Annotated in this window: 7 protein-coding genes and 1 pseudogene; all 8 read left to right on the forward strand. The window is 74.0% G+C overall.

Translation table 11 applies throughout. The features are described from left to right. A pseudogene (locus tag ACYC1Z_RS13945) lies at nucleotides 1–642 on the forward strand (hypothetical protein); the annotation flags it as partial. Continuing rightward, nucleotides 639–1,274 carry an imidazole glycerol phosphate synthase subunit HisH gene (gene hisH / locus ACYC1Z_RS13950; protein WP_461410125.1) on the forward strand — a complete coding sequence of 212 codons (636 nt, stop codon included), beginning with the start codon at nucleotides 639–641 and terminating at the stop codon, nucleotides 1,272–1,274. The pseudogene ACYC1Z_RS13945 and the gene hisH, both read left to right, overlap by 4 nt. 10 nt (nucleotides 1,275–1,284) lie before the next feature. After that, complete coding sequence (priA, locus tag ACYC1Z_RS13955; RefSeq protein ID WP_461410126.1) at nucleotides 1,285–2,019, forward strand: bifunctional 1-(5-phosphoribosyl)-5-((5-phosphoribosylamino)methylideneamino)imidazole-4-carboxamide isomerase/phosphoribosylanthranilate isomerase PriA; 735 nt, start codon at nucleotides 1,285–1,287, stop codon at nucleotides 2,017–2,019. Next, nucleotides 2,016–2,834: an SseB family protein gene (locus tag ACYC1Z_RS13960; protein ID WP_461410127.1), complete on the forward strand. Its 819-nt coding sequence runs from the start codon at nucleotides 2,016–2,018 to the stop codon at nucleotides 2,832–2,834. The genes priA and ACYC1Z_RS13960 overlap by 4 nt, the downstream gene beginning before the upstream one ends. A gap of 375 nt (nucleotides 2,835–3,209) precedes the next feature. After that, nucleotides 3,210–3,875, forward strand: coding sequence for a translation initiation factor IF-3 (gene infC, locus ACYC1Z_RS13965; protein ID WP_461410128.1), 666 nt, complete (start codon nucleotides 3,210–3,212; stop codon nucleotides 3,873–3,875). Between the two features lie 91 nt (nucleotides 3,876–3,966). Next, on the forward strand, nucleotides 3,967–4,161 hold the full coding sequence (rpmI, locus tag ACYC1Z_RS13970; protein ID WP_461410129.1) for a 50S ribosomal protein L35: 195 nt from the start codon (nucleotides 3,967–3,969) through the stop codon (nucleotides 4,159–4,161). 27 nt (nucleotides 4,162–4,188) lie between these two features. Then, nucleotides 4,189–4,569 carry a 50S ribosomal protein L20 gene (rplT, locus tag ACYC1Z_RS13975; RefSeq protein WP_461410130.1) on the forward strand — a complete coding sequence of 127 codons (381 nt, stop codon included), beginning with the start codon at nucleotides 4,189–4,191 and terminating at the stop codon, nucleotides 4,567–4,569. A 38-nt stretch (nucleotides 4,570–4,607) separates the two neighbouring features. After that, on the forward strand, nucleotides 4,608–5,459 hold an 852-nt coding region (locus tag ACYC1Z_RS13980; protein WP_461410131.1), incomplete at its 3' end, for a TrmH family RNA methyltransferase.

The following is a 5,459-nucleotide window of genomic DNA, read 5'->3' on the forward strand; positions in this document are numbered from 1 at the left end:
ACCGTGCCCGAGGACGCCGTGCCCGGAGCCGGGGAGTCCGGTGACGGCGTGCCCGACGGGCCGGCGGGCGCGGCGCCCGACGGCGGTCCCTCGGGCGACCCCGGCCCCGCTCCCGGCGTCCCGGCCAAGGTGGCGCTCGTCCTGACACCCGTCGCCTCCGCGCCCGCGCTCGCGGGGCTGTGCGCGATGAGCGGCATCGACGTCGCCGTCGTCCCCACCGGCTCCGGCGCCGTCGCGGTCCTCGAGGTCCCCGCCAAGGCACCCGGCGGCGACTGGGACATCTCCGAGCTCCTCGGCGACGGCGGGGCAGCCGCCCTGCCGTCCGAGGCGGAGGAGCTCGCCGCCACGCTCTCGCGGCTCGCCCGCTCCGGCGTCGTCCTGCTGGTCGCGGACCTGGCCACGGACGTCGGCATCGAGTCGGGCCTGTCCGGCCACATCAGCGCCCGCCGCTACACCGGCGGCGAGGCCGACGAGGACGTCTCCGCAGGCCTGATCCTGGCCGGCGCGGACCAGGTCGTCGAGGACCTCATCCTCGGGCGCACGCGTGCCGCCCAGGTCAAGGGGCACCTGCGCTCCGGTGAGCTGCCGCGCTGGAAGGCCGCGCGCATGTTCGCGCGGGGCCTGCGGAAGAGGAAGTCGTGAAGGTCGCCGTCCTGGACTACGGCTCCGGCAACGTCCGCTCCGCCGTCCGGGCCCTCGAACGCGTGGGCGCCGAGGTGGAGCTGACCGCCGACGCAGGTGCCGTCGCCGCCGCCGACGGGCTCTTCGTGCCCGGTGTCGGGGCGTTCGCGGCGGTCATGGACCAGCTCCGTGGCGTGGGTGCCGACCGGATGATCGAGCGGCGCCTCGCCGGCGGCCGGCCGGTGCTGGGCGTGTGCGTGGGCCTGCAGGTGATGTTCACCGCCGGTACCGAGCACGGCGTCACCACGCCGGGGCTGAACCAGTGGCCGGGGGAGGTGGTGCGGCTGGAGGCGGAGATCGTCCCACACATGGGCTGGTCCCCGGTCCAGGTACCGACGGGCAGCACCCTGTTCGACGGCGTCGAGGGCGAACGCTTCTACTTCGTGCACTCCTACGGGGTGCAGACCGACCCCGGCGCCGCGCTCGCCGACGGCGGCCCGATGGAGCCACCACGCGTGACCTGGGCCGAGCACGGGTCCCGGTTCGTCGCCGCCGTCGAGAACGGCGCCCTCGCCGCCACCCAGTTCCACCCCGAGAAGTCCGGCGACGCCGGCGCCCACCTGCTGCGCAACTGGGTCACGTCCCTGCGCTGAACGGAGAATCATGAGTACACCGCGCCTCGAGCTGCTGCCGGCCGTCGACGTCGTCAACGGGCAGGCCGTCCGCCTCTTCCAGGGCGAGGCAGGCTCCGAGACGGCCTACGGCGACCCGGCCGAGGCCGCGCGGGCGTGGGTCGAGGACGGGGCCGAGTGGATCCACCTCGTCGACCTCGACGCCGCGTTCGGCCGGGGCAGCAACCACGAGCTGCTCGCCCGGATCGTCGACGAGCTCGATGTGCACGTCGAGCTCTCCGGCGGCATCCGGGACGAGGAGTCCCTGAAGCGGGCCCTCGGCGCCGGTGCGCGCCGGGTCAACCTCGGCACCGCGGCGCTGGAGAACCCCGACTGGACCTCCCGGGTCATCGCCCAGCACGGCGACCGGGTCGCCGTCGGGCTCGACGTACGCGGCACCACGCTCGCCGCGCGCGGTTGGACGCGCGACGGTGGCGACCTGTGGGACGTGCTCGCCCGTCTCGAGGCGGACGGCTGCTCGCGCTACGTCGTCACCGACGTCACCAAGGACGGCACGCTGCGCGGGCCCAACGTCGAGCTGCTCCGGGCCGTGTGCGAGCGCACCGACGCCCCGGTCGTCGCCTCCGGCGGGGTGGCCACGCACCACCACGTCCAGGTCCTGCGCTCGCTCACCGAGATCGGCGTGGAGGGGGCGATCGTCGGCAAGGCGCTGTACGCCGGGGCATTCACCCTCGGTGAGGCGCTGGACGTGGCGGGCCGGCCGTGAGCGGGCGGCACGACGGCCACGACCACCACGGGGGCCACGGGCATCCGGCGCCCGGTTCGGCCGCCCTGCCCGGCACCGGGAAGACGCTGCGGCCGAACCCCTTCGCGGGCGACGACGGCTCCGTTCAACCGGCCCTGGCCGCGGCGCTGGCGGTCGCGGACGACGGCGAACGGCTGCGCGCCGTCGTCGCGGCCCTGCGGGACGGGCGGGTCATCGTGCCGGTGGTCGCCCACGAGCATCCCGGGCGGGACGAGGACGGCAACGTGCTGGAGCACGACGCCGACAAGTTCACGACGGGCAACCCGCAGGCGGACGCCGCGGCCGCCGCGGCCTCGGTCGCCGTCCAGACCGCGGACGGGCGTGCTGCCATGCCGGTCTTCTCCTCCATGCAGGCGATGCTCACCTGGCGCTCCGACGCCCGTCCCGTCCCCCTGGAGGGCGTGCGGGCCGCGCTGACGGCCATCGACGAGAACGACTCGCTGCTCGTGCTGGACCCCGGCAACGCCCCGACGGTCGTCGTGCCCCGGCCGGCGGTGTGGGCGCTCGCACAGGGGCAGGAGTGGACGCCGTCGTGGGCGGACGAGGAGCTGCCCGGTGTCGTCACGAGCGCGCTCGCCGGCATCCTGGAGCTCGTCGGGGTGCGACTCGAGCGGGGCGGCCAGGCCGAGCTCCGGGTCGTGCTCGCCATGCGGAAGGGCCTGGACGCCGACCGGCTGCGCGACGCCATCACCCGCGCCTCCCAGGCGCTGTCGGACGACCCGGTGCTGCGTGAGCGGGTGGACTCCATGGAGCTGACCCCCGTCGCCGTCGCGTGAGCGCGGTGTCCCGTGAGCGCAGGGTCCCGTGAGCGCGGTGTTCACCGTCACCCGGGCGGCCGGCCGTGGCGAGGGTGGTCCGTGCTAGGCTGACCCACTGACCGGCCAGGACGGATGTCCTGGCACGCAAGCGGAGAACATCCCACCTGGGTCACCGGGCCGCCGAGAGGCGACGATGGTGATCGGGTTTGGTCGGTGAGGGGCAACCCTCGCCCGTGCCCTACGGGCGGCGTCGGCGACGCCGTCCCGGGTGGCCGACCAGCCGGGCCTCCGCGTGCGACAGCACGGCGGAGGCCTTCTTCGTCGTTGCCGCGGGCGAGCGACGAGGTAGAGGAGCACAGCATCAGCGAACCCCGCATCAACGATCGGATCCGCGTGCCGGAGGTGCGTCTGGTCGGACCCGCCGGCGAGCAGGTCGGTGTCGTCCGGGTGGAGGACGCCCTCAGGCTGGCGCAGGAGGCCGATCTCGACCTGGTCGAGGTGGCGCCCGACGCGCACCCGCCCGTCGCCAAGCTCATGGACTACGGCAAGTTCAAGTACGAGTCCGCCATGAAGGCACGCGACGCCCGTCGCAACCAGGCCAACACGGTTCTCAAGGAGATCCGGTTCCGCCTCAAGATCGACCCGCACGACTACGAGACCAAGAAGGGTCATGTGGTGCGGTTCCTCAAGGGCGGGGACAAGGTCAAGGTCATGATCATGTTCCGCGGTCGCGAGCAGTCGCGCCCCGAGATGGGTATGCGCCTCCTGCAGCGGCTCGCGGAGGACGTCTCCGACCTCGGCTCGGTCGAGTCGTCGCCGCGTCAGGACGGTCGCAACATGACGATGGTGATCGGACCGCACAAGAAGAAGGCCGAGGCGAAGAGCGAGCAGCGCCGGGCGCGCGAGCAGCTGGACAAGGCCAAGGAGGCCGCTGCGAAGCCGGTCGCCGAGGTCCCGGTCGCCGAGGTCCCGGCCGCCACCGAGGTCCCGGCCACGCCCGCGGCGCCGGGCGCCCCTGCGGCGCCGGCCACGCCGAGCGAGGCTGCACCGAGCGCGTAGGCGCGAACGCACGAGAACGCGCCCTGGGCCTCGCCGGGTCCAGGGCAGGACAGAACTGCGTCCGGAAGGGCGCAGCAACCGAGGGACGAACATGCCGAAGAACAAGACGCACTCCGGTGCGAAGAAGCGCTTCCGGACCACCGGCAGCGGCAAGCTGATGCGCGAACAGGCGAACAAGCGCCACCTGCTGGAGCACAAGTCCAGCCGACGGACCCGCCGTCTGTCGCAGGACCAGGTCGTCGCACCGTCCGACGTCAAGAAGATCAAGAAGCTGCTCGGCAAGTAACGCCGCCCCCAAACTAAGGAGACTGACGTGGCACGCGTCAAGCGGGCGGTCAACGCCCAGAAGAAGCGCCGCACGACCCTCGAGCGCGCCAGCGGTTACCGCGGCCAGCGCTCGCGCCTGTACCGCAAGGCGAAGGAGCAGGTCACCCACTCGATGACCTACGCCTACCGCGACCGCCGCGCCCGCAAGGGCGACTTCCGGCGCTTGTGGATCCAGCGCATCAACGCTGCGGTCCGCGCGGAGGGCCTGACCTACAACCGCTTCATCCAGGGCCTCAAGGCCGCTGGTGTCGAGGTGGACCGTCGCATGCTCGCCGAGCTCGCGGTGACGGATATCGCCGCGTTCAACGCGCTGGTGGCCACCGCGAAGGTGGCGCTGCCGACCGACGTCAACGCCCCGGCTGCCTGAGCCGGTTCTCGCGCGGCACGCCACGCGGAGCGAGTGACATGAGCGAGCGCCTGGACGTTCCCGAGCTGACCAACCCCCGCGCGGAGCGGGTGGTACGGGTCCGGGGACTGTCCAGGCGCTCGGCGCGTTCGCGGCACGGCCAGTTCCTCGTCGAGGGCCCGCAGGGGGTACGCGAGGCGGTGCGCCACGTACCCGGCCAGGTCCGGGACGTCTACCTCACGCCCGAGGCCACGGCCCACCACCCCGAGATCGTCGCGGCCGCCCGCGCCGCCGGCCGGTACGTCCACCTCGGTTCGCCCGAGGTGCTGAGCGCCATGAGCCCGGACGCGCAGGGCGTTCTCGCCGTGCTCGACGCGGCGGGCCCGACGACGTCGGCCGGCCTGACCGACCTCGCCGCGCTGCGCGGTGGCACCGGGCCCCGCCTGGTCGCGGTGCTCGCCGAGGCCGCCGACCCGGGCAACGCCGGGACCATCATCCGCGCCGCCGACGCCGCGGGCGCCGACGCCGTCGTCCTGGCCGCCGGCAGCGTCGAGGCGCTCAACCCCAAGGTCGTGCGCGCCACCGCCGGCTCGCTCTTCCACCTGCCCGTGGTCACGGGGACCTCCCTGGCCGACACCCTCGACGCGCTGCGCGCCCGGGATGTCACCGTGCTCGCCGCCGACGGCAGCGGGGAGTGGGACCTCGACGAGCTCCAGGACCGGGCGTACGCCCACCCCCTCGGGGTCCTGCCCGGGCGGGGGAGCGCCACGGCCGAGGCCGGCGTGGCGCCCGCCCCGGAGCTGGCCGCACCGACGGTCTGGGTCTTCGGCAACGAGGCCCACGGCCTGACGGACGCCCAGCGTGCGCTCTGCGACGCCGTCGTCCGGGTCCCGCTGCACGGACTCGCCGAG

Source organism: Georgenia sp., assembly GCF_054605595.1.

What these genes read in the sequence shown, in the direction of transcription:
- rpmI (WP_461410129.1), top strand. Translation starts at nt 3,967, where the DNA reads ATGCCGAAGAACAAGACGCACTCCGGTGCGAAGAAGCGCTTCCGGACC.
- priA (WP_461410126.1), top strand. Translation starts at nt 1,285, where the DNA reads ATGAGTACACCGCGCCTCGAGCTGCTGCCGGCCGTCGACGTCGTCAAC.